Here is a 21,691-nt window from a genome sequence, read left to right on the forward strand (position 1 = left end):
GCCACTCCCGCCCCTCAGGGGTGGGCGGCCGGCGTACGGATGTCGTCGGCCGGACCGGCGAAGCCGGAGGCCAAGGTATCGGGCAGGTCGTCCGGCACGGGGTCGGCGGAGCCACTCGGCCCATCGACGGAGTCGCTCGGCCCGTTGGCGGAAGAGGCGGGACTGTCGGTCGAGGCGGTGCGGCGGTGGCGCAGCTCGGCCGGCAGGACCAGCAGGGCGATCAGCACGCCCAGGCCGCCCACGGCCACGAAGCCCCAGGGCGGTGACAGCGTGTCGGCGGCCAGGCCGGCCAGCGGGCCGCCCAGGGCCACGCCGACGGTCAGGGCCGAGTTGTGCAGGCCCATGGCCTCGCCCCGGGCGGCGGCCGGGGTCATGCGGCTGACGGCGTCGGCGCTGGAGGTGATCAGCGGGGCGCACAGGGCCCCGGCCGGAAGCAGGAGCAGGGCGATCAGCCACCAGTGGGACGAGCCCAGGCTGACCGCGGCGGTGGCGATGGCCATGGGCGCGAGCAGCACGATGGGCGGCAGGCCGCGGCGGATGGTGCCGTAGGCGAAGCCGCCGAGCAGGGAGAAGAACGCCCACAGGGTCATGACCAGGCCGGTCCAGCCGAGCTCGCCGTTCTCGCGGAGGACCGCCACCACCGCCACGTCGGTGCCGGCCAGGACGATCGTGGCGGCCGACGTGATGGCCAGGATGGCGACGAAGCGCGGGGTGAGCCAGCTGCGGCGGGGGACCCTCTCGCCCGACTCGATGGACGCCTCGTGCGCGCCGCGGACCGGCGGGTTGAGCAGCCACAGGCCGATGCCGGAGACCAGGATGCCGGCGCCGATGGCCAGCATGGCCCAGCGCGGGCCGGCGCTGGTGGCGATCAGCACGCCCAGGGCGGGGCCGGTCATGAAGCTGAGCTCGGTGGTGATGGAGTCGAGGGCGAAGGCCGGAAGCCGTTGCGACTCGGGGGTCATGGCCGCGATCGCCTGGCGGGCCACCGAGAACGCGGGCAGCGCCAGGAACCCGCCGACCAGCGCGATGACCAGCAGCACCGGGAACGGCACGGCCTGGGCCAGCGACCAGAACAGCACCTCGGCGATCGTGGTCAGCACCAGCACCAGCCGCAGGCCACGCCGGTCGATGAGCCGGCCCATCACCGGAGCGCCGACCGAGCCGCCGATGGTGAAGGCGGCGCCGATCAGGCCGGCCGCGCCGTAGCCCCGATGGAGATCGTTCACCACGTGCAGGGTGAGGGTGACCGCCCCGGCGGCGATGGGAATGCGCGCGAGGGTCGCGACCGCCAGCAACGACTTGATGCCGGGCAGGGCGAGGGTCTCGCGGTAAGGCGTGAGCAGCATGTGGATCCTGACCTCCGGGACACATCCTGCCCCGGGGGTACGACAGAAAACCAGCCGAGATCAGCTGGAGACGACCGGTGTGCCCGTCGTCTCAATCGCCGCCGTGCGCATTTCCTCCAGCGCCGCCGCGGTCGTGCCCTCGGCCACGCCGGCGGTGAGCTCGAGCAGCACCGTCGTCGCGAACCCTTCGGCCTTGGCGTCGAGCGCGGTCGCCCGTACGCAATGGTCCGTAGCGATGCCGACCAGCTCGACCTCGGTGACGCTCCGTGAGCGCAACCAGTCGGCCAGCGTCTCGCCGCTCTCGGTGTGACCTTCGAAGCCGGAGTACGCCGCCTTGTGCTCACCCTTGTGGAAGACGGCCTCGATGCGGTCGGTGGCCAGCTCCGGGTGGAACTCGGCCCCGTCCGAGCCGACCACGCAGTGTGCCGGCCACGTGGCCTGGTAGTCGGGGTGGTCGCTGAAGTGGCTGCCGGGGTCGATGTGCCAGTCCTTGGTGGCGACCACGTGGTCCCAGCGGGCGCCCGCCTTGCGCAGCACCAGCGAGATGCCCTTGGCCACGGCGGCGCCGCCACCGACGGCCAGGGAGCCGCCCTCGCAGAAGTCGTTCTGGACGTCGACGATGATCAGCGCGCGTGTCACGGGACCCCCACGATGGTGACCGGAATGGCCGGGTCGCCGGCCGACAGCTTCAGACCCTCCCACGGTATCGAGATCAGGCACTGCCGTAGATGTTCACGGGATTCCCGCAACGCCGGAGGCTCGACGATTTCGCCGGCGGCGACGATGGGGCGCTGGAGAAGGCGGTCGTTCGGTGCGTGATCGGGCACGCCCTGGGACACGATGATCTCCTCGGTGGCCGTGCCGGTGGGCTTGTGCCGCCGGACCGCGGTCTTGCGGCCGCCCACCGTCGCCTTGTTCTCCGAGCGCTTCACGACCGGGCGGCCCTCGACCTCGACCAGCTTGTAGACCAGGCCCGCGGTCGGCGCGCCGGAGCCGGTGACCACCGCCGTGCCGGCGCCGTACATGTCGACCGGCTCGGCCGCGAGGGCGGCGATCGCGTATTCGTCCATGTCGCCCGAAACGACGATCTTGGTCTCGGTGGCGCCCAGCGAGTCGAGAAGCTCGCGGGAGTGCTGCGCGAGCACCGACAGGTCGCCCGAGTCGATCCGGACCGCCCGCAGGTCGGGGCCGGCCACCGCGATGGCGTTCCGGATGCCCTGGGCGATGTCGTACGTGTCGACCAGCAGCGTCGTGTTCTTGCCGAGGGCGGCGACCTGTGACGCGAAGGCGGCCGGCTCGTCGTCGTGCAGCAGGGTGAACGCGTGGGCCGAGGTGCCGGTGGTCGGGATGCCGTAGCGGGCGCCGGCCGCGAGGTTGGACGTCGAGGCGAACCCCGCGAGATAGGCCGCCCGCGCCGCCGCGACCGCGCTGTCCTCGTGCGTACGCCTCGAACCCATCTCGATGATCGGGCGGCCCCGGGCCGCCGTGACCATGCGGGCCGCGGCCGAGGCGATGGCCGAGTCGTGGTTGAGCACCGAGAGGATGAGCGTCTCGAGGACCACGCACTCGGCGAACGTGCCCGAGACGGTCATGATCGGCGAACCGGGGAAGAAGAGCTCGCCCTCGGCGTAGCCGTCGATGTCGCCGCTGAACCGGTAGCTCCGCAGCCACGCGGCGGTGGTCTCGTCGACGATGCCGGCCTCGCGCAGGAAGCCGACCTCGGCCTCGCTGAAGCGGAAGTCGCGGATCAGCTCGACCAGGCGGCCGGTGCCGGCGACCACGCCGTACCTCCGCCCGCCCGGCAGCCGCCGCGCGAAGACCTCGAACACGCACTGCCGGTCGGCGGTGCCGTCCTTGAGCGCGGCGCTGACCATGGTCAGCTCGTACTGATCGGTGAGCAGCGCGGGGGCGAAGGAGTTCACGACCCCACCCTATTGCGCCCGGCGGCCCCTTACGAACTGCCCGCTGACCTGCGGTTCGGCGTTCCGGTTCACCGATGCGGCAAATCCGGTGGCAACATGGGGGGCATGGCGTTGCCTCAGGTTGCTCCCGTCGAGACGCCGGAGATCCAAGAAGCACCGGAAGACGACCGGCCGTGGGTGACCATCGTCTGGGACGATCCGGTCAACCTCATGTCGTACGTGACCTGGGTTTTTCAGAAGCTCTTCGGTTACAGCAAGGAGAAGGCCGAGGCCCTGATGCTGGACGTGCACACGAAGGGCAAGGCGGTGGTCAGCATCGGTGCGCGCGAGCGCATGGAGATGGACGCCAACCAGCTGCACGGTTACGGCCTCTGGGCCACGGTCGACCGGTCCTGAACACCGCGGGAGAGGGCAGATGTTCCGACGCAACGGCAGCCAGTGTGTGGCCACCTTCGCGGTCGACGAGGTGCGCGTGTTGCGCAAGGTCGCCGGTGAGGTGGTCGGTCTGCTGACCGACGGCATGGACCACGGCGACCCCGTGGTCTCGCGCCTGTTCCCCGACATCTATCCGGACCGCCCGGACGATTCGGCCGAGTTCCGCCTCTACACCGAGGGCGAACTGAAAACCGGCAAGATCGACCAGGCCGGCGCGATTCTCGCGGCTCTGCCGGACGAGGGCGAGGGAGAGGTACGCCTCGACGGCGAGGCCGCCGAGGCCTGGCTGCGCGCCATCAACGACGCGCGCCTGGCCATGGGCACCCGGCTCGACATCAGGGCCGACACCGACCTGAGCGAGGAGCTCGAGACGGCCGTCGTGCGCGATCCCGGCTCGAGCCGCGTCTTCCAGCTCAGCGTGTACGCCTATCTGGGCTATCTCCAGGAGTCGCTGCTCAACGCGCTGCCCGAGATAGAGTGAGCCCCGCCACGCTCGGGGTGGGGAAATCTCACGGTAATGTGAACGGCGTGCTGACCATCGACAGCGCGATCGTCGACGCGATCGTCGCCCATGCCCGCCGGGACCACCCCGACGAGGCCTGCGGCGTGGTCGCCGGACCGATCGGCGGCGACCGGCCGGCGCGGCTCATCCCGATGGACAACGCGGCCCGCTCCATGACGTTCTACGAGTTCGACTCGATGGAGCAGCTGCGCGTCTGGCGCGAGATGGACGACAACGACGAGGAGCCGGTGGTCATCTACCACTCCCACACGGCCACCGAGGCCTACCCGTCGCGGACCGACATCTCCTTCGCCGGCGAGCCCGGTGCGCATTATCTTCTGGTCTCCACCCGCGAGCCGGACTCCGAGGAGATCCGGTCGTTCCGCATAGTGGACGGCGTGGTGACCGAGGAAGAGATCAACATCGTGGATGCGACGGTAGACGCGTGATGGCGAGCGCTGTGCAGTCGTACATGTTCGGGCAGAGCCCGGTGTCGGTCTTCTACGAGTGTCGCTGACGACATTCGTACGAAAAGACCCTGCCCTCAGTTCGTTCTTCCTTTTGGAGCATTCACCGCCATGGCTATCGAAGTTCGCGTCCCGACCATCCTGCGCAGCTACACCGGCGGCGCCAAGACCGTCGAGGGCGCCGGCTCGACCCTCACCGAGCTGATCGACGACCTGGACGCCAAGCACAACGGCCTCAAGGGTCGCCTGATCACCGCCGAGGGTGGTCTGCACCGGTTCGTCAACATCTACGTCAACGACGAGGACGTCCGCTTCCTCGGCGCGCTCGACGCCAAGCTCAACGACGGTGACTCGATCACCATCCTGCCCGCCGTGGCCGGCGGCGCCCTGGGCTTCGCGGCCGCCGCCGCGCTCCTCGGCACCAGGTAATCGTCGTGGCTCGCTACGAGAGCCTCCTTGACGCCTTGGGGGGCACGCCGCTGGTCGGCCTGCCCCGCCTGTCACCGACGGTGCCCGAGGGGGCGCCGCCGGTGCGGCTCTGGGCCAAGCTCGAGGACCACAACCCGACCGGCAGCATCAAGGACCGCCCGGCCTTCTTCATGGTCCGCGAGGCCGAGGAGTCGGGGCATCTGCGCCCGGGTGACACCATCCTCGAGCCGACCAGCGGCAACACCGGCATCTCGCTGGCCATGGTGGCCAAGCTGCGCGGCTACCGCCTGGTCTGCGTGATGCCCGAGAACGTCTCGGCCGAGCGGGTCCAGCTGCTCCGCATGTACGGCGCCGAGATCATCTTCTCGCCGGCCGCCGGCGGCTCCAACCAGGCCGTGGCCACGGCCAAGCAGATCGCGGCCGAGCACCCGGACTGGAAGATGCTGTTCCAGTACGGCAACCCGGCCAACGCTCGCGCGCACTACGAGACCACCGGTCCCGAGCTGCTGCACGACCTGCCCACGATCACCCACTTCGTGGCCGGTCTGGGCACCACCGGCACGCTGATGGGCACCGGCCGCTTCCTCCGGGAGAAGGTCGAGGGCATCCAGATCGTCGCCGCCGAGCCGCGGTACGGCGAGCTGGTCTACGGCCTGCGCAACATCGACGAGGGCTACGTCCCGGAACTGTACGACGCCTCGGTGCTCGACCGCCGTTTCTCGGTCGGCACCCGCGACGCCGTGCTGCGCACCCGCCAGCTGGTCGAGGTCGAGGGCATCTTCGCCGGCTTCTCCAGCGGCGCCATCCTGCACGCGGCCCTGGCCGTGGCCCACGAGGCGGTCAAGGCCGGCAAGCGGGCCGACGTCGCGTTCGTGATCGCCGACGGCGGCTGGAAATATCTGTCGACCGGCGCCTACGGCGGCACGCTGAATGACGCCGAGGACGCCCTCGAAGGGCAGCTCTGGGCCTGAGAAACGGCTTAGTAGAGGGCCGCGATCAGCACGTCGATCGCGAGCGGTCCCGTGGCGCCGAGAAGCAGCAGCCACGGGAGGACCGGGCGGTGGATCGAGAGGAACGAGCCCACCGCCAGTCCGACGCTGACAAGTCCGAAAAGGGTCAGCACGGGCACGTACCAGAAATCGGCGCCGCCCAGCACCGTGACGAATGCCCGGACACCCACTCCCATGCCCGCGAGACCGAGTACGGCCGCGTACAGGGACAGAATCAGCAATCGCGCGGTTCCCGGCGCGGGATCGTCCGGCGCCGGGAAGCGAAAGAGCGTTTCGTTATCCCCTAATCCGGTCGGAGCCGGTGTAATCTCCCAGCCACCGAACGGCATGATCTCCGCCGCCTCGGTCTGCGTGGGGCGGCTCCTCTCGGCCGTGGTCACGTGGTGCCTCCGCTGTTCCGTTCGTCGAACTCGTCACTTCGTGCAACGCGAACGACTCACCGGACGTAACGGGAATTGCGTTAATGGCCGAGGTCACGGGCGGTGTGATGTACGTTGTCGATTTAGCGACAAATCGATCAGACGTTTACATGGCGCGCAGGTCCCGGCGTACGCTTCGCTCCGTGATTGACTGGTCTGACGACTCCAGCACGGACCGGTCGGGCGGGGCGTGCACGACCCAGTGTGAGCCAGAGGGACCCGCATGCGACTGACCGTTCTCGGCTGTGCCGGCAGTTTTCCCGGCCCCGAGTCGGCTTGTTCCGCCTATCTTGTCGAGGCTGAGGGCTTCCGGCTTCTGGTCGATTTCGGCTCGGGCTCGTTGTCCGCTCTTCAGCGCTACTCGGACATGAACAAGATCGACGCCATCGTGCTGACACATCTGCACTGCGATCACGTGCTGGACGCCTGCACGTACATCGTGGTGCGCCGCTACGACCCGGCCGGCGCGCTGCCGCCGGTGCCGGTCTACGCGCCGCTTGGCGCGGCGGAGCGGATCTCCTCGGCCTACAGCCAGGAGAACGAGGCGATCGACGACGTGTACACGTTCTACGGTCTCCAGCCGGGTACGTTCCCCATCGGCCCGTTCTCGGTCACCGTGGACCGGGTCAACCATCCGGTGGAGACGTACGGGGTGCGTATCGAGCACGGAGGGCGCGTGCTCGCCTACTCTTCGGACACGGCGCCCTGTGAGCCGTTGCTGCGACTCGCCGCCGGCGCAGATCTTTTTCTTTGTGAGGCTTCTTACGCCGACGGGGTCGAGAACCCTCCCGGCCTGCACCTCACCGGCCGCGAAGCGGGTGAGGCGGCGACCAAGGCGGACGTCGGGCGACTGTTGCTCACGCATCTGGTGCCCGCATGGGTCTCGGAGGCATCTATTGTGGATGCCGCCGTGGCCGCATTTGCGGGACCGGTTGAGGTCGTACGCCCGGGTGCCCGTTACGATCTCTGAGCCGGGGGATTGAAGCACCAGCGGATCGTGATCTTGGAGTTGTTGCATGCGCATCGTTCGCCTGGCCAACTTCGTGACGCCTCATACGGGTGGCCTGCGGACCGCACTTCGGAACCTCGGTGAGGGCTATCAGCGCGCCGGCCACGAGGCCGTGCTGGTGGTGCCCGGTCGCGAGCGCTCCGACAAGATGACCAGTCAGGGCCGCGTCATCACGCTGCCCAGCGCCCCGCTGCCACGCACCGGTGGCTATCGCGTCATGACCGGCCGTCGTGAACTGGCCAAGCTCCTCGACGACCTCGAGCCCGACCGCATCGAGGTCTCCGACCGCACCACGCTGCGCTGGACCGGCAGCTGGGCCCGTCAGCGCGGCGTCGGCTCGATCATGGTGTCGCACGAGAGCCTGGCCGGCCTGCTCGGCGAATGGGGCATGCCCAAACGCGAGCAGCTCGCCGACAAATACAACCTGCGCACCTCGGAGTTCTTCGATCAGATCGTCTGCACGACGTCCTTCGCGGCCGCCGAGTTCCGCCGCATCGGCGCCCCCAACCTGATCGAGGTGCCGCTCGGCGTCGACCTCGACGCCTTCCACCCCGGCCGGGCCGACGAGGCCGTCCGGGCCCGATATGCCCGCCCCGGCGAGACGCTCGTGGCCTTCTGCAGCCGCCTCTCCGGCGTGAAGAAGCCCGAGCTGGCCGTGGACGCGCTCGCCGTGCTGCGCAACGACAAGGTGCCGGCCGTGCTGGCGGTCGCCGGAGACGGCGTACGGCGGGCCGCCCTGGCCTATCGCGCGGCCCGCCTGCCGGTGCGCTTCGCCGGTCACATCAGCGACCGCTCGACGATGGCCGCCCTGCTGGCCAGCGCCGACGTGGTGATGGCGCCGGGGCCGGTCGAGACCTTCGGGCTGGCCGCGCTCGAGGCGCTCGCCTGCGGCACGCCGGTCGTCGTCAACCAGTCGAGCGCGCTGCCCGAGGTGGTCGGCGACGGTGGCGTCGCGGTGCCGGGCACGGCCGAGGCCTTCGCCAACGGCGTCCGCACGCTGCTGGAGCGCCCGGAAGCCGAGCGCCGGGCCGCGGCCCGGGCCCGCGCCGAGCACTTCGGATGGCCGGCCGCGGTCGACGGTTTCCTGCGCGCGCACGGCGCCCTGCCCGACGTCGCGGTGGCGGGCGTCCCGTCGGCCCGGCAGCGTCCGGTCGCGGTGCTGCGCCCGGCCGTGCCCCGCCCCGACCAAGCTTTCACGGGCTGGTTCGGCTGAGTTATCCACAGGAGCCGGGGCGGCTGAGGCGCGCCCGGCCCGCTGCGCATAAGGTTTGGTCATGGCACGACCCGACGGCCGAGCGGCCGACCAGCTGCGTCCGGTGACTCTCACCCGTAAATGGAGCATCCACCCCGAGGGGTCGGTGCTCGTCGAGTTCGGCGACACCCGGGTGCTCTGCACGGCCAGTGTCACCGAGGGCGTTCCCCGGTGGCGCAAAGGCTCCGGCCTGGGCTGGGTCACCGCGGAATACGCGATGTTGCCCCGCGCGACGAACACGCGCGGCGACCGCGAGAGCCTCAAGGGCAAGGTCGGCGGCCGTACGCACGAGATCTCCCGCCTGATCGGCCGCAGCCTCCGGGCCAGCATCGATCTGAAGGCGCTGGGCGAGAACTCGATCGTGCTCGACTGCGACGTCCTGCAGGCCGACGGCGGCACCCGCACGGCCGCGATCACGGGGGCCTACGTGGCGCTGCACGACGCGGTCAACTGGCTGGCCGACCGCAAGTCCCTGGCCGGCAAGGTGGAGAACGTGATGCACCGCTCGATCCAGGCGGTCAGCGTCGGCATCATCGACGGCGAGCCCCGCCTCGACCTGATGTACCTCGAGGACGTGGCGGCCGAGGTCGACATGAACGTGGTGGCCACCGGCGACGGCGACTTCGTCGAGGTGCAGGGCACGGGTGAGAACGGCGTGTTCCGCCGCGACCAGATGGACGCCCTGCTCGACCTGGCCCTGGCCGGCTGCGCCGATCTGGCCGCGGCCCAGCAGAAAGCGCTCGCCTCGTGAGCGCCAAGCTGCTGCTCGCCACGGCGAACAAGAAGAAGCTGGTGGAGCTCCAGCGCATCCTCGACCAGTCGCTGGGCACCAACCGGATCCAGCTGGTCGGCCTGGCCGACTTCGAGGGATATCCCGACGTCCCCGAGACGGGACTCACGTTCGGCGAAAATGCGCTGATCAAGGCCCGCGAGGGCGCGAAGCGCACCGGGCTGCCCACGGTGGCCGACGACTCGGGCATCGCGGTCGACGCGCTGAACGGCATGCCGGGCGTCTTCAGCGCCCGCTGGTCCGGTGTGCACGGCAACGACGACGCCAACCTCGACCTGCTCCTGGCCCAGATCGGCGACGTGTCCGACGAGCAGCGCGGCGGCGCCTTCGTCTGCGCGGCCGCCCTGGTCCTGCCGAACGGCCGCGAGCACCTGGTCGAGGGCCGCCAGTCCGGCAAGATCCTCCGTGCCCGCCGAGGCGACGGCGGCTTCGGCTACGACCCGATCTTCCTGGGCGACGGCCAGTCGAAAACAAACGCCGAACTGACCCCGGCCGAAAAGGACGCGATCAGCCATCGGGGCAAGGCTTTCCGCGAGCTCTCCAAGGTGATCGCCAAGGAGCTCCCGGCCTAGGCGCGCGTCAGTTGATGTTCGATGACCGGAGCGGCCACCGGCCGTCCCGGTCATCTTTTGTTGCGGAGGGAAGCCAGGGTCTTTCCTGTGCTGGACGCGAACCAGAAGCCGTAAGTCAACGGGAACGCTTCTTGCCCTTCCGCAACGACTACAGGCAACTACCATGTAGTCATGACTGCTCCACGCTCAGTCCGCTTCGATGAGGAGGTCCTGGCTCGTCTGGACCGCTATGTGCGGGAGAACCCTGGCTCCTCCTCCTCGTCCGTGGCCAACATGTTCATCGACGAGGCGCTGAGGTCCTATGAGCATCCCGGCGTCATCTTCCGGCCTGGCCCTACCGGACGCCGAGCAGCGCTCGCTGGAGGCCCTGACGTCTGGGAAGTCGTCGCGGCACTGGACGCCGTTCGCGAGGAAGCGGAACAACTCGACCGAGCCTCGCTTCTGTCGGAGTTGGCCGAGGTGACGGGATTGGTCTCAGGCCAGGTCGCGGTGGCCTTGCGCTACTACGCGGCCTACCCCGGCGAGATCGACGAACGAGTGGCCCTCAACCGCGAGGTCGCTGATCGAGAGGAGCGGTTGTGGGAAGCCCAGCAGAAGCTTCTTCGAAAGCCGAAGCCCTGACGGGTCTCCTTCTCGACGAGATGTATCCGCCCTCCTTGGCGCGGGCTCTGCGGGCCACGGGGCACGACGTCGTCGCCGTGCTGGACGTCGAGGTCGGCCTCGCGGCCAAGACTGATGAGGATGTGCTGGCCTGGGCTGCACGCAACAGCCGATGTGTCGTCACGGAGAACGTCAGCGACTTCGCACGCCTGGCACAGCAGGGGTTCGGCCACGCAGGCATCCTTTTCGTCCATAGCCGGCGTTTCCCGCGAACGGCGTCGGGGCTGGGACGGATTTCTCAAGCACTCGACGGGATGCTGTCGAAGGGCGAGATGCCTGGTCGCGACGAGGTCGCCTGGCTCCAATAGCAGTGGCAGAGGCCAGGCGAGGGCTGACCGGCTCGCCGAGGCTGCCCCCAGGGAAGCGGGGTCTGGCTTCTGAAAGTTTTTATGCATAGTCTGCGGTAGTGAATGGCGGAGTGCTCGACCTGTTCGCCGGGGCTCGGCTCACTCCCACGCAGCGGCGCATTGCGCACTGCCTGGTGGAGCGGGCCGGCACGGCGGCTGCACTGTCGTCGGCTGAAGTGGCTGAGCTGGCCGGGGTCAGTCAGCCCTCGGTCACCCGGTTCGCCATCGCTCTCGGGTTTCCTGGATATCCGGCTCTGCGGCGGGCTCTGCGGGATGTCGGCGGTGGGCCAGCCGATGACGGTGGCGAGGACAACGCCATGCAGCGGGCCATCCAGGCCGAGGCCGAGCATCTCGGGCGGCTGCGGGAGCAGTTGGGGAGTCTTGACGCCGTACAGAAAGCGGCGAACTTGCTTGTCGCCAGCCGGCCTCTGCCGGTTCTCGGGCTTCGGGCGGCGGCGCCCCTCGCTGGGTATTTCGGCTATTTCGCCAGCAAGGTGCATCCGGATGTGCGGGTGTGGGACACCGGTGGGACGTCTCTGCTCGACCGGCTCGATCAGGCCCGGGTGGCGGGTGCCGGTGCCATGCTGGCCTTGGTGTTGCCGCGCTATCCGCGGGAGTCGCTCGAAGTGGTCAAAGAGGCCAGGGCCATGGGGTACGCCGTGGTCGCGATCACCGACTCGGCGGTGAGCCCGGTCGCCGAGGACGCCGCCGTCGTGCTGCCCGCCGCCGTGGGCACGCGTCTGGTGTTCGACCTGCACACCGGGCCGATGGCCATGGCCATGGTGCTGTTGCAGGCGATGTGCGACGCGGATCCGGAGCCGGTTCAGCGCCGGCTCGAGGAGTTCGAGGCGGCCGCGGCTCGGCGGCAACTTTTTCAGGGGTAGAGGGGAAGATCGATGACGGAGATCCGGGCGCCGCGCGGTACGGCGTACACCGCCAAGGGCTGGCCGCAGGAAGCCGCCAAGCGGATGTTGATGAACAACCTCGACCCCGACGTGGCCGAAAGGCCCGAAGACCTTGTGGTGTACGGCGGCACGGGGCGGGCGGCGCGGAACTGGCCCTCCTTCCACGCGATCGTGCGGGAACTCGACGAGCTCAAGGACGACGAGACCCTGCTCGTGCAGTCGGGCAAGCCGGTCGGCGTCTTCCGCACCCACGAGTGGGCGCCGCGCGTGCTCATCGCCAACTCCAACCTCGTCGGCGACTGGGCCACCTGGCCCGAGTTCCGCCGCCTCGAAAAGCTCGGATTGACCATGTACGGCCAGATGACGGCCGGGTCGTGGATCTACATCGGGACTCAGGGCATCCTCCAGGGCACGTACGAGACGTTCGCCGCCGTGGCCGCCAAGCGGTTCAAGGGCACCCTGGCCGGCACGCTGACCCTGACCGCGGGTTGCGGTGGCATGGGCGGCGCCCAGCCCCTCGCTGTCACCATGAACGGCGGCGTCTGCCTGATCGTCGATGTTGATCAATCGCGGTTGGAGCGCCGGGTTCAGACGCGTTACCTGGACGAGATCGCCGACAACCTTGATGATGCGGTAAATCGGGCTTTAAAGGCTAAATCCGAAAGGCGAGCGATCAGCATCGGTGTAGTCGGCAACGCCGCCGTCGTCTTCCCCGAGCTGCTGGTCAAGGGTGTCGAGATCGACATCGTCACCGACCAGACGAGCGCCCATGACCCGCTCTCTTACCTGCCCGTTGGGGTCGAACTCGCGGACGCGGCGGCGTATGCGGCTGACAAACCGGACGAATTCACCGACCGGGCCCGGGCCAGCATGGCCCGCCACGTGGCGGCGATGGTCGGCTTCCAGGACGCCGGGGCCGAGGTCTTCGACTACGGCAACTCAATCCGGGGCGAGGCCAAGCTCGGCGGTTATGAGCGTGCCTTCGACTTCCCCGGCTTCGTCCCGGCGTACATCCGGCCGCTCTTCGCCGAAGGCAAAGGTCCTTTCCGCTGGGCCGCCCTCTCCGGCGACCCGGCCGACATCCACAAGACCGACAAGGCGATCCTCGACCTCTTCCCCGAGAACGAGGCCCTGGCCCGCTGGATCCGGATGGCCGGCGAGCGCGTCGCCTTCCAGGGCCTGCCCGCCCGCATCTGCTGGCTCGGATACGGCGAGCGCGACGTGGCCGGCACCCGCTTCAACGACATGGTGGCCAGTGGCGAGCTCAGCGCCCCGATCGTCATCGGCCGTGACCATCTCGACTCCGGGTCGGTGGCGTCGCCGTACCGCGAAACCGAGTCCATGCTCGACGGATCGGACGCCATCGCCGACTGGCCGCTGCTCAATGCGATGATCAACACGGCCAGCGGCGCGAGCTGGGTGTCGATTCACCACGGCGGCGGCGTCGGCATCGGCCGCTCGATCCACGCCGGGCAGGTGTGCGTGGCCGACGGCACCGCGCTGGCCGGTCAGAAGATCGAGCGGGTCCTGACCAACGACCCCGGCATGGGCGTCATCCGGCACGTCGACGCCGGCTACGACTCGGACGCCGCCGACGGCGTCCACATCCCGATGCGACAGGACGACAAGTGAGCGCGACTTTCGCGGAGCTCTGGGCCGAGATCGCCCCGATCGGCCGGGTGGCCAACGGCTACGAGCGGTACGCCCTGGAGGAGCCGGAGCTGGTCCTGCGGGACTGGTTCCGCAACCAGGCGGCCCGGCGCGACATGCCGGTCACCGACGACGGCAACGGCAACCTGTTCGCCTGGTGGGGCGGGCAGTGGGGGCACGACGCCGTGCTGACCGGGTCGCACTTCGACTCGGTGCCGCACGGCGGCGGCTACGACGGCCCGCTCGGCATCGTCAGCGGCTTCCTCGCCGTCGACGAGCTGCGCCGGCGCGGTCACGTGCCGCGCCGCCCGATCGCCGTGGTCGCCTTCGTCGACGAGGAGGGTGGCCGCTTCGGGTTGCCCTGCCTCGGATCGCGCCTGCTCACCGGGGCGATCGAGCCCGAGACGGCGGCCGCCCTGACCGACCGCGAGGGCATCACGTTCGGCGAGGCGCTGGGCACCACCCCGGCCGGCCGCCTGCCCGGGCTGACCAGCCGGATCGGCGCGCTCATCGAGCTGCACATCGAGCAGGGCCGGGCCCTGGAGGTGCCGGTCGGCGTGGCCAGCGCGATCTGGCCGCACGGCCGCTGGCGGTTCGACTTCACCGGGCACGGCGACCACGCCGGCACGACCCGGATGGCCGACCGGCGCGACCCGATGCTGACCTTCGCCTACACGGTGCTGGCGGCCAACAAGGAGGCCCGGCTGGCCGGCGCGCACGCGACGGTGGCCCGGGTCGAGGTCGAGCCGAACGCCACGAACGCCATCCCGTCCCTGGTGCGGGGCTGGCTGGACGCCCGCGCGGCCGAGACGAACACGCTCGACGGCCTGGTCGAGGCCGTGATCAAGCGGGCCTACGACCGGGCCGCCCGCGACGGCGTCGAGGTGTCGGTGACGAACGAGTCGTTCAGCCAGGAGGTGTCCTTCGAGACGTCGCTGGCCGCGCGCATCTCCGAACTGCTGGGCCACGCGCCGATCCTGCCCACGGGCGCCGGTCACGACGCGGGCGTCCTGTCGGCGCACGTGCCGACGGCGATGCTCTTCGTGCGCAACCCGACCGGCGTCTCGCATTCGCCGGCCGAGCACGCCGAGGAGGCCGACTGCGTCGAAGGCATCCAGGCCCTGGCCCGGGTCCTGCTGGACCTGACATGACCGTCTACCGCTGCGACGTCGCGTGGATCGACGGCGCGCTCGCCGAAAACGTCCACATTGAAGTGATCGACGGGCGCTTCGCCAACCTGAATTCCGACAAAACGCCGGATGTGCGGCTCGCCGGACTCGTGCTTCCGGGCTTCGCCAACGCTCACTCGCACGCTTTTCACCGGGCATTGCGAGGTCGTACGCATGGTGACGGCGGCAGCTTCTGGACCTGGCGCGACACGATGTACGAGGTGGCGGCGCGCCTGGATCCGGACTCCTACCTCGCGCTGGCCCGGGCCGTTTACGCCGAGATGGCGCTGGCCGGCATCACGGCCGTGGGGGAGTTTCACTATCTGCACCATGCGCCGGGCGGGGTGCGGTACGCCGACCCGAACGCCATGGGCCAGGCGCTGATCACCGCCGCGGCCGAGGCCGGGATCCGGATCACGCTGCTCGACACGCTCTATCTGACGGCCGGGGTCGACGGCGCGCCCCTGGAAGGGGTGCAGCGCCGCTTCGGCGACGGCGACTTCGAAGGCTGGGCGTCGCGGGTGGGTGCGCTGGCCGGGGCCCCGCACGCTTTGATGGGGGCGGCCGTCCACTCTGTACGGGCCGTGCCCGCCCCCGCGATCAGCGAAATGGCCGCCTGGTCGTCCGGTCGTCCGGTACATGTCCATCTCTCCGAGCAACCTGCTGAGAACGAGCAGTGCCGGGCGGTTCACGGCTGCACGCCGACCGAGCTCTTGGAACGGCACGGGCTGCTCAGCGCGAACATCACCGCCGTGCACGCCACCCACCTCACCGGCCGCGACGTCAAGATGCTGGGCGGGAGCGGCACCGGGGTGTGCATGTGCCCGACCACCGAACGCGATCTGGCCGACGGCATCGGACCGGCCGGCGAGCTGGCCGCGCACGGCTCCCCGCTCAGCCTCGGCAGCGACGGCCACGCCGTGATCGACATGTTCGAGGAGATCCGCGGCCTCGAGATGAACGAGCGCGTGTCCCGCCTGCGGCGCGGCCGCTTCTCGCCGGCCGAGCTGATGACCGCGGCGACCGCGCACACCGCCCTGGGCTGGAACGACGCCGGCGCCATCGAGGTGGGCAAGCGGGCCGACCTGGTCTGCGTGCGCCTCGACAGCGTACGGACGGCCGGCGCCGACCCGGCCCAGGCCATCCTGGCCGCAACCGCCGCCGACATCACCCACGTGATCGCCGACGGCCGCCTGATCGTCTCCGAGGGCCGCCACGTCACGATCGACGTGCCCGCCGCCCTGACAACCGCGATCTCCGCCGTCCTGCCCGCCGCGCCTCGCGCCGCGTCCTCCGCCGCACCTCACGCTGGGTCCTCCACCGCGCCTCGCGCTTCGTCTACCGGCGTGATCGAGGGGGACCGGCGATGAGCCTGCTGATCGACAACATCGGGGAGCTCGTCACCAACGACGACGGGGACGGGCTGCTCGGTCTTCGGCGCGACGTCGCGCTCGTCGTCGACGGTGATCGCGTCGCCTGGATCGGGGCGCGCCGGGAAGCGCCGGCCGCCGACGAGCGGATCGACGCCCAGGGCGCGGCCGTCCTACCGGGCTTTGTGGACAGTCACGCCCATCTCGTCTTCGCCGGCGACCGGGCCCAGGAGTTCGGCGCCCGCATGGCCGGTGAGCCCTACACCGGCGGCGGCATCCGGACCACCGTGGCCGCGACCCGGGCCGCGAGCGATGAGCAACTGCTGGCCAACGCCGAACGTCTCGTCGCCGAGATGCGGCGGCAGGGCACCACGACCGTCGAGATCAAGAGCGGCTACGGCTTGAACGTGGTCGACGAGGCGCGGTCGCTGCGTCTGGCCCGGGAGCTGACCGAAGAGACCACGTTCCTCGGTGCGCACGTCGTTCCCGCCGGCTACGAAGCCGACAAATACGTTTCGCTGGTCATTTCCGAAATGCTGGATGCCTGCGCTCCGTACAGCAAATGGGTCGATGTGTTCTGTGACCGTGGCGCCTTCGACGGTGACCAGGCGCGGGCCATCCTGACCGCCGGGATCGAGCGCGGACTGCGGCCCCGGCTGCACGCCAACCAGCTGGCCGCGGGTCCGGGCGTACAACTCGCGGTCGAACTCGGCGCCGCCAGCGCCGACCATTGCACGCATCTGAGCGACGCCGATGTCACCGCCCTCGCCAGCTCGGAGACCGTCGCGACGCTGCTGCCCGGCGCCGAGTTCTCGACCCGGTCGCCCTATCCGGACGCGCGGCGGCTGATCGACGCGGGCGTCCGGGTCGCTCTGGCCACCGACTGCAACCCCGGGTCGTCGTACACCAGCTCCATGCCTTTCTGTATCGCCCTGGCCGTTCGCGACATGCGGATGACCCCGGCCGAGGCGGTGCACGCGGCGACCGCCGGCGGTGCGCTCGCCCTGCGCCGCGACGACGTCGGCCGGCTGCGACCCGGCTCCCGGGCCGACCTGACGGTGCTCGACGCGCCGTCCCACCTGCACCTGGCCTACCGGCCCGGCGTACCCCTGATCAGAACCGTTCTGCACAACGGAGTGGCACAGTGACCGTCATCGTCCAGCCCACCGGGGTCACCCCGGCCGACGTCATCGCCGTGGCCCGCCACGACGCCCGCGTCGAGATCGCCGCCGAGACCATCGCCGCGATGGAGACGAGCCGCGCGATCGTCGACCGGATCGAGGCGTCCGGCAAGCCCGTCTACGGCGTGTCGACCGGCTTCGGCGCGCTCGCCAACACCCGGATCGAGCCGTCCCGCCGGGCCGAGCTCCAGCACGCGCTGATCCGCTCCCACGCGGCCGGTGTCGGCGCCCCGATGGCCCGCGAGGTCGTACGGGCCATGATGTTGCTGCGCTTGCGGTCTCTGGCCTTGGGGCGTTCGGGTGTACGCCCGGTGCTCGCCCAGGGCCTGGCCGACCTGCTCAACCACGACATCACCCCGTGGGTGCCGGAGCACGGCTCGCTGGGCGCCTCGGGCGACCTGGCCCCGCTGGCCCACTGCGCGATCGTGCTCCTCGGCGAGGGCTGGGTGATCGGCAAGGACGGCGCCCGGCACTCCGCGGCCGAGGCCCTGCACGCGGCCGGCCTGCAACCGCTGGAGCTGGCCGCCAAGGAAGGCCTGGCCCTGATCAACGGCACCGACGGCATGCTCGGCATGCTGCTGCTGGCCATCGACGACGCGGCCCACCTGTTCACGATGGCCGACGTGACGGCGGCCCTGGCCATCGAGGCGATGCTCGGCTCGGAGCGCCCGTTCCTGCCAGAGCTGCACGAGATCCGCCCCCATCCGGGCCAGACGTCCTCGGCCGCGAACATCCTCCGCCTGCTCCAGAACTCGGCCATCATGGACTCGCACCGCGACGACCTGGCCCACGCGGTGCAGGACGCCTACTCGATGCGCTGCGCCCCGCAGGTCGCGGGCGCGGCTCGGGACACCCTCGATTTCGTACGCCAGGTGGCCGCCCGCGAGCTCGTCTCGGTCGTCGACAACCCGGTGGTCCTGCCCGACGGCCGGGTCGAGTCCACCGGCAACTTCCACGGCGCACCCCTGGGCTTCGCCGCCGACTTCCTGGCCATCGCCGCCGCCGAGGTGGGTGCGATAGCCGAACGCCGCGTCGACCGCCTGCTGGACGTGACCCGCAACCGCGACCTGCCCCCGTTCCTGTCTCCCGACGCCGGCGTCAACTCGGGCCTGATGATCGCCCAGTACACGGCCGCCGGCATCGTCGCGGAAAACCGCCGCCTGGCCGCCCCGGCTTCGGTCGACTCCCTCCCGACAAGCGGCATGCAGGAGGACCACGTCTCGATGGGCTGGGCCGCCACGAAAAAGCTCCGCACAGTCCTCGACAACCTGACCAGCCTGCTGGCGGTCGAGCTCTTGTCGGCGGTCCGCGGCATCCAGCTCCGGGCCCCACTCACCCCGTCCCCGGCCGGCGCGGCCGCCGTCACGGCGCTGGCTCCCGCCGCCGGTTCCCCGGGCCCCGACCTCTTCCTGGCCCCGGTCATGGAGGAGGCCCGCCGGGTGGTCGCCGACCGGGCCTTGCGCACAGAGATCGAGCAGAGCACCGGCCCACTGCTCTGACCGGGTCACACACCGGGCGGCGGCGGCCCGCCACCGCCCGGGTCAACCGGCCCTCCACCATGTGCGGCCAGGTTCGCATCGTCATCAAGATGTGAGCAGTTCGCGCCGCGACCATCCGGATGATCGGCGAACGGCTACCGCCGCGATCGCGGGTTGGCCGTCGGACGGTCCATCCCTGCCGCCAGAAAACTCAGGATCAGCAGGCAGAGTGTCTCAGCTCCGGCAAAAGTTGCCGCGCCGGCGATGACCGACTTCGCGGCGTGCTCGCCACCCGCGTGTGCGAGGGCGCCGCCGGCGACGCCGGCAATCGCGCTCGCCAGAAGCGACAGGGCCAGCCAAAGTGCCCGGACGGCCGACACCCCTGGATCGCAACGATGGGCCGATCGCCCGCTTCGCCCTTGGGCTGCGAGCGTTGCGGGACGCAGCGGGTGAACAGGCGCCGAGTATCGATCGCGTCGCCCTGCAGAACCACATTGCCAGGTCGACGGTCTACGCCGTGATGCAAGGTAAGCGAGTTCCGAGCCGAGATGTGTTCGCGGCGATCGTCAAGGCCTGGGGAGGTGCCGACGACATCCCGAAATGGATGGCTCGGCGAAGTTCGGTTGAAGCGGAACTTGAACGAAGCCGACTGGCGCATCGTTCCTTCCATCGCTATCTGAGTGAACCGCGACGTGCTGAGCCCGTCTTGGAGCCGCAGGTCAAGCGGTTTGTCGACGACTTGGCCAAAGTCAGGGAGCGTGCTGGTGGGCCGTCACTTCGGGAGATCGCGAGACGCGGAGCCGAGCGCAGCGGCTATCACACCTCCCACACTTGCCATGCACCACCCGGTTGCGCCTCGGAGCTCAGCCAGGGCTGATCTCAAGGTAAGCGTCGAGGGCGGCGGCGCCCGTCAGCATGGCCCGGCCTCGGGCCGTCAGGCGGGCGTGCCAACCCTCCAACGCGGACTCCAGAGGCTCGATGCCGCCCGCCGAACGGACCTGACTTATCAACGGGGCTATCTGCTCCAGCAGGTAACCGCCCCTTCGCAGCTGGTGGATCAGCTGGGCGTCTCTGATGTCGGCGGGGGAGTAGACCCGGTAACCCGTCTGTGGGTCGCGGCGCGGATGGACCAGGCCGGCCCTCTCCCACTTGCGCAGCGTGGCCGGGCGCAAGCCCAGCTTGCGGGCCAGCGGGCCGACGAATGTGTCGGCCCGTTCCGGCTCCACCGGGCCCAGGTCGCGCAGTGCCGCCTCGACCGCTCGCAATGTTCGGCGGTCCTCCAGGAGCTGGGCGTGGCTTTCGTCGATCAGGCGGAGCGCGTCGGCCTCGGCGTCCCGGTTCAGCGACTGCATGATCGCGGCGGCGGTCCGGTGGCCGTGGCCAGGGAGCAGGGCCAGGAACGCTCGCAACGCCTGCGCGTGGCGGGGCGTGTAGGTGCGGTAGCCGTACTGCGATCTTTCGGCCGGCGGCAGGATGCCCAGGGCCTCGTAGTTGCGGACCGCCTGGGCCGACAAGCCGTGCTCGCGGGCCAGGTCGACCGGGCGCAGCGTTTGAGGGTTTCGAGTCACTGGCCTGCTCACGAAGCGCCGAAGTTTCAACCGACGGTTCAACGATACTGTTGAGAGGTATGACTGACGACGTGATGGCGCTGCTCCCCGAGCGGCCGCGGCTGCTCGCCCTCGGCGAGCCCACCCACTTCGAGGACTCTCTGCTCCAGGTGCGCAACGACCTCTTCCGGCGACTCGTCGAGCGCGAGGGCTTCCGGGTGATGGCCATCGAGAGCGACTGCCTGATGGGCCTGCTCGTCGACGACTACGTCGTGCACGGGGCCGGCACTCTGGACGATGTCATGGAGCGGGGCTTCAGCCACGAGTTCGGCACGATGGCGGGCAACCGTGCGCTTGTGCGCTGGATGCGGGCGTACAACGAAAACCGTCCTTTGCCGGAGAGGGTGCGCTTCGCCGGCTTCGACGGGCCGTTGGAGATCACCGGCGGGGCGAGCCCCCGGGAGGCCCTCACCGGGCTGCACGGCTTCCTGTCCGGGCGGGTCGATGACATGCCGTGCACGCTGGCGGAGCTCGATCGTCTGATCGGCGCCGATGAGCGCTGGCCCAACCCGGACGCGATGATGGACCCCTCGCAGTCGGTGGGCCGCACGCCCGAGGCTCGGCAGCTGCGGCTGCTGGCCGATGAGATGGTCGCCCTGCTCGAAGCGGAGGCACCGGCAACAGATCGGATGGACCGGGCGCGGTTGTACGGGCGTACAGCAACCGGCCTTTTGCTTTATCACCACTGGATGGCCGACTCGTCGCCGGCGCGCCTGCCCCGGGTGCTCGGCCAGCGGGCCTCGATGATGGCGGCCAACCTGATGGCGGAGATCGAGCGTGGCCCGGTCATGGCCTTCGCCCACAACAGCCACCTTCAGCGCGCGAAGAGCAGCATCCGGCTCGGTGGCCCGCTGCTGCACTGGTGGAGCGCCGGCTCGATCGTCGCCGCGCGGCTCGGCCGGAGCTACGCCTTCGTGGCCACCGCCCTCGGCACGATCCGCCGCCGCGGCGTCGAAACCCCGCCGGTCAACACCATCGAGGGCTTGCTGTACGCCGACACGGGCGACCGCTTCGTCGTCGACCCCCGCAAGCTGCCGGCCGACGCGGAACCGCGCGTGTCGCCCTGGTTCGGATACGCCCCGCTCGACCCGGCCCACCTGCCGAGCATCGACGCGATCGTCTACGTCAAGGACGCCGATTAATCATTCAGATTGAGAATCATCTGCCGCCG

General features: G+C 70.0%; 23 protein-coding genes and 1 pseudogene. 18 read left to right on the plus strand and 6 right to left on the minus strand.

Annotated elements, in window-relative coordinates:
* Window positions 1–14: 14 nt before the first annotated feature.
* From ACQP2X_RS05555 to ACQP2X_RS05565, 3 genes are read right to left on the minus strand one after another with little or no spacing between them, the layout of a single operon-like run.
* A complete protein-coding gene (locus ACQP2X_RS05555) occupies window positions 15–1,346 on the minus strand; it encodes an MFS transporter (protein ID WP_498694817.1) in 1,332 nt (443 codons plus the stop codon).
* Between the two features lie 60 nt (window positions 1,347–1,406).
* Entirely contained in the window at window positions 1,407–1,985 is a 579-nt protein-coding gene (locus tag ACQP2X_RS05560; RefSeq protein WP_498694818.1) for a nicotinamidase, read from the minus strand.
* Window positions 1,982–3,220, minus strand: a complete 1,239-nt coding sequence (locus tag ACQP2X_RS05565; protein ID WP_498700815.1) for a nicotinate phosphoribosyltransferase — start codon at window positions 3,218–3,220, stop codon at window positions 1,982–1,984. Before ACQP2X_RS05565 ends, ACQP2X_RS05560 begins: the two co-directional genes overlap by 4 nt.
* Window positions 3,221–3,373: 153 nt before the next feature.
* On the opposite strand from ACQP2X_RS05565, the gene clpS reads away from it, so the two are divergent.
* The 5 genes and pseudogenes from clpS (at window position 3,374) to ACQP2X_RS05590 (ending at window position 6,072) form a co-directional block, all read left to right on the plus strand.
* Window positions 3,374–3,664, plus strand: a complete 291-nt coding sequence (gene clpS, locus ACQP2X_RS05570) for an ATP-dependent Clp protease adapter ClpS (protein WP_097319498.1) — start codon at window positions 3,374–3,376, stop codon at window positions 3,662–3,664.
* A gap of 19 nt (window positions 3,665–3,683) precedes the next feature.
* Window positions 3,684–4,184 carry a DUF2017 domain-containing protein gene (locus ACQP2X_RS05575; protein WP_360244525.1) on the plus strand — a complete coding sequence of 167 codons (501 nt, stop codon included), beginning with the start codon at window positions 3,684–3,686 and terminating at the stop codon, window positions 4,182–4,184.
* Between the two features lie 47 nt (window positions 4,185–4,231).
* Window positions 4,232–4,722 (plus strand): annotated as a pseudogene (locus tag ACQP2X_RS05580) (M67 family metallopeptidase).
* 61 nt (window positions 4,723–4,783) lie between these two features.
* A complete protein-coding gene (locus ACQP2X_RS05585) occupies window positions 4,784–5,101 on the plus strand; it encodes a MoaD family protein (protein WP_498694820.1) in 318 nt (105 codons plus the stop codon).
* Window positions 5,102–5,106: 5 nt separating this feature from the next.
* On the plus strand, window positions 5,107–6,072 hold the full coding sequence (locus ACQP2X_RS05590) for a PLP-dependent cysteine synthase family protein (RefSeq protein ID WP_498694821.1): 966 nt from the start codon (window positions 5,107–5,109) through the stop codon (window positions 6,070–6,072).
* Between the two features lie 8 nt (window positions 6,073–6,080).
* On the opposite strand, the gene ACQP2X_RS05595 is transcribed toward ACQP2X_RS05590, so the two are convergent.
* Window positions 6,081–6,491, minus strand: coding sequence for a hypothetical protein (locus ACQP2X_RS05595; protein WP_498694822.1), 411 nt, complete (start codon window positions 6,489–6,491; stop codon window positions 6,081–6,083).
* Window positions 6,492–6,753: 262 nt separating this feature from the next.
* Between ACQP2X_RS05595 and ACQP2X_RS05600 the strand changes: the two genes are divergently transcribed.
* From ACQP2X_RS05600 to hutH, 12 genes are all read left to right on the plus strand, one after another.
* Entirely contained in the window at window positions 6,754–7,500 is a 747-nt protein-coding gene (locus tag ACQP2X_RS05600) for an MBL fold metallo-hydrolase (protein WP_498694824.1), read from the plus strand.
* Window positions 7,501–7,546: 46 nt separating this feature from the next.
* The gene (locus tag ACQP2X_RS05605; protein WP_498694825.1) at window positions 7,547–8,752 is read left to right on the plus strand and encodes a glycosyltransferase; all 1,206 of its coding nucleotides are present in this window, start codon (window positions 7,547–7,549) and stop codon (window positions 8,750–8,752) included.
* Between the two features lie 61 nt (window positions 8,753–8,813).
* A complete protein-coding gene (gene rph / locus ACQP2X_RS05610; RefSeq protein WP_097319512.1) occupies window positions 8,814–9,542 on the plus strand; it encodes a ribonuclease PH in 729 nt (242 codons plus the stop codon).
* Window positions 9,539–10,153 carry an RdgB/HAM1 family non-canonical purine NTP pyrophosphatase gene (gene rdgB / locus ACQP2X_RS05615; protein WP_498694827.1) on the plus strand — a complete coding sequence of 205 codons (615 nt, stop codon included), beginning with the start codon at window positions 9,539–9,541 and terminating at the stop codon, window positions 10,151–10,153. The genes rph and rdgB overlap by 4 nt, the downstream gene beginning before the upstream one ends.
* A gap of 171 nt (window positions 10,154–10,324) precedes the next feature.
* A complete protein-coding gene (locus ACQP2X_RS05620) occupies window positions 10,325–10,774 on the plus strand; it encodes a hypothetical protein (RefSeq protein WP_498694828.1) in 450 nt (149 codons plus the stop codon).
* A 20-nt stretch (window positions 10,775–10,794) separates the two neighbouring features.
* A complete protein-coding gene (locus ACQP2X_RS05625; protein WP_498700817.1) occupies window positions 10,795–11,121 on the plus strand; it encodes a DUF5615 family PIN-like protein in 327 nt (108 codons plus the stop codon).
* 98 nt (window positions 11,122–11,219) lie between these two features.
* Window positions 11,220–12,044, plus strand: a complete 825-nt coding sequence (locus ACQP2X_RS05630) for a MurR/RpiR family transcriptional regulator (RefSeq protein ID WP_498694830.1) — start codon at window positions 11,220–11,222, stop codon at window positions 12,042–12,044.
* A gap of 12 nt (window positions 12,045–12,056) precedes the next feature.
* Window positions 12,057–13,697, plus strand: coding sequence for a urocanate hydratase (gene hutU / locus ACQP2X_RS05635; RefSeq protein ID WP_498694832.1), 1,641 nt, complete (start codon window positions 12,057–12,059; stop codon window positions 13,695–13,697).
* Window positions 13,694–14,866 (plus strand): allantoate amidohydrolase, encoded by a 1,173-nt coding sequence (locus ACQP2X_RS05640; RefSeq protein ID WP_498694834.1) that lies wholly within the window; start codon window positions 13,694–13,696, stop codon window positions 14,864–14,866. Before hutU ends, ACQP2X_RS05640 begins: the two co-directional genes overlap by 4 nt.
* Window positions 14,863–16,254 carry a formimidoylglutamate deiminase gene (locus tag ACQP2X_RS05645; protein ID WP_498694835.1) on the plus strand — a complete coding sequence of 464 codons (1,392 nt, stop codon included), beginning with the start codon at window positions 14,863–14,865 and terminating at the stop codon, window positions 16,252–16,254. Before ACQP2X_RS05640 ends, ACQP2X_RS05645 begins: the two co-directional genes overlap by 4 nt.
* Complete coding sequence (gene hutI / locus ACQP2X_RS05650; protein ID WP_498694836.1) at window positions 16,251–17,402, plus strand: imidazolonepropionase; 1,152 nt, start codon at window positions 16,251–16,253, stop codon at window positions 17,400–17,402. Before ACQP2X_RS05645 ends, hutI begins: the two co-directional genes overlap by 4 nt.
* A complete protein-coding gene (gene hutH / locus ACQP2X_RS05655; RefSeq protein WP_498694837.1) occupies window positions 17,399–18,934 on the plus strand; it encodes a histidine ammonia-lyase in 1,536 nt (511 codons plus the stop codon). The genes hutI and hutH overlap by 4 nt, the downstream gene beginning before the upstream one ends.
* Window positions 18,935–19,068: 134 nt before the next feature.
* Here hutH and ACQP2X_RS05660 read toward each other — a convergent pair whose 3' ends face one another.
* Both ACQP2X_RS05660 and ACQP2X_RS05665 read right to left on the minus strand, forming a co-directional pair.
* On the minus strand, window positions 19,069–19,293 hold the full coding sequence (locus ACQP2X_RS05660) for a hypothetical protein (RefSeq protein ID WP_498694838.1): 225 nt from the start codon (window positions 19,291–19,293) through the stop codon (window positions 19,069–19,071).
* A 483-nt stretch (window positions 19,294–19,776) separates the two neighbouring features.
* The gene (locus tag ACQP2X_RS05665; protein WP_498694840.1) at window positions 19,777–20,481 is read right to left on the minus strand and encodes a TioE family transcriptional regulator; all 705 of its coding nucleotides are present in this window, start codon (window positions 20,479–20,481) and stop codon (window positions 19,777–19,779) included.
* A 59-nt stretch (window positions 20,482–20,540) separates the two neighbouring features.
* Between ACQP2X_RS05665 and ACQP2X_RS05670 the strand changes: the two genes are divergently transcribed.
* Window positions 20,541–21,662, plus strand: coding sequence for an erythromycin esterase family protein (locus ACQP2X_RS05670; protein ID WP_498694841.1), 1,122 nt, complete (start codon window positions 20,541–20,543; stop codon window positions 21,660–21,662).
* Window positions 21,663–21,691: the final 29 nt, after the last annotated feature.

It is taken from the genome of Actinoplanes sp. CA-131856 (assembly GCF_050956135.1).
Lineage (GTDB): Bacteria > Actinomycetota > Actinomycetes > Mycobacteriales > Micromonosporaceae > Actinoplanes.

Excerpts from the sequence above, each read along its gene's own strand:
- ACQP2X_RS05555 (WP_498694817.1), bottom strand. The coding sequence starts at position 1,346 with ATGCTGCTCACGCCTTACCGCGAGACCCTCGCCCTGCCCGGCATCAAG.
- ACQP2X_RS05605 (WP_498694825.1), top strand. The coding sequence starts at position 7,547 with ATGCGCATCGTTCGCCTGGCCAACTTCGTGACGCCTCATACGGGTGGC.
- clpS (WP_097319498.1), top strand. The coding sequence starts at position 3,374 with ATGGCGTTGCCTCAGGTTGCTCCCGTCGAGACGCCGGAGATCCAAGAA.
- hutI (WP_498694836.1), top strand. The coding sequence starts at position 16,251 with ATGAGCCTGCTGATCGACAACATCGGGGAGCTCGTCACCAACGACGAC.
- ACQP2X_RS05565 (WP_498700815.1), bottom strand. The coding sequence starts at position 3,220 with ATGGTCAGCGCCGCGCTCAAGGACGGCACCGCCGACCGGCAGTGCGTG.
- rph (WP_097319512.1), top strand. The coding sequence starts at position 8,814 with ATGGCACGACCCGACGGCCGAGCGGCCGACCAGCTGCGTCCGGTGACT.
- ACQP2X_RS05585 (WP_498694820.1), top strand. The coding sequence starts at position 4,784 with ATGGCTATCGAAGTTCGCGTCCCGACCATCCTGCGCAGCTACACCGGC.
- ACQP2X_RS05575 (WP_360244525.1), top strand. The coding sequence starts at position 3,684 with ATGTTCCGACGCAACGGCAGCCAGTGTGTGGCCACCTTCGCGGTCGAC.
- hutU (WP_498694832.1), top strand. The coding sequence starts at position 12,057 with ATGACGGAGATCCGGGCGCCGCGCGGTACGGCGTACACCGCCAAGGGC.
- ACQP2X_RS05625 (WP_498700817.1), top strand. The coding sequence starts at position 10,795 with ATGTATCCGCCCTCCTTGGCGCGGGCTCTGCGGGCCACGGGGCACGAC.
- ACQP2X_RS05620 (WP_498694828.1), top strand. The coding sequence starts at position 10,325 with ATGACTGCTCCACGCTCAGTCCGCTTCGATGAGGAGGTCCTGGCTCGT.
- ACQP2X_RS05670 (WP_498694841.1), top strand. The coding sequence starts at position 20,541 with ATGACTGACGACGTGATGGCGCTGCTCCCCGAGCGGCCGCGGCTGCTC.
- ACQP2X_RS05645 (WP_498694835.1), top strand. The coding sequence starts at position 14,863 with ATGACCGTCTACCGCTGCGACGTCGCGTGGATCGACGGCGCGCTCGCC.
- ACQP2X_RS05600 (WP_498694824.1), top strand. The coding sequence starts at position 6,754 with ATGCGACTGACCGTTCTCGGCTGTGCCGGCAGTTTTCCCGGCCCCGAG.